General features: G+C 68.9%; 1 pseudogene. It reads right to left on the reverse strand.

From position 1 onward, the window contains the following. Positions 1-541, reverse strand: a pseudogene (locus FK530_RS25320) (DNA-directed RNA polymerase subunit beta); the annotation flags it as partial.

A 541-nucleotide genomic window follows, 5' to 3' on the forward strand; every position in this document is an offset into this window, starting at 1 on the left:
GGTGTCGCGCACCTCGCGCGCCTTCTCAACGAAGATGGCGCGCAGGAGGCGCTCCTCCGAGGTCAGCTCCGTCTCCCCCTTCGGGGTGACCTTGCCGACCAGCACGTCGCCCGCCTGGACCTCGGCGCCGATGCGGATGATGCCGCGCTCGTCGAGATCGGCCAGGGACTCCTCGGAGACGTTGGGGATGTCCCGGGTGATCTCCTCCTCGCCGAGCTTCGTCTCGCGGGCGTCGACCTCGTACTCCTCGATGTGGATGGAGGTCAGGACGTCGTCCTCCACCACGCGGCGCGACAGGATGATCGCGTCCTCGTAGTTCAGGCCCTCCCAGGACATGTAGGCGACCAGGAGGTTCTTGCCCAGTGCGACCTCGCCGGAGGCGGTGGCCGGGCCGTCGGCCAGCACGGAGCCGACCTCCACGCGCGTGCCCTCGTCCACGATGACCCGCTGGTTGGTGCAGTTGCCGGGGTTGGAACGCTCGAACTTCTCCAGGCGGTAGGTGTCGCGGCCGCCCTCGTCGGTGGTGACCACCACGAGGTCC

The organism is Tsukamurella conjunctivitidis (assembly GCF_007858475.1).
Taxonomy (GTDB): Bacteria; Actinomycetota; Actinomycetes; order Mycobacteriales; family Mycobacteriaceae; genus Tsukamurella; species Tsukamurella conjunctivitidis.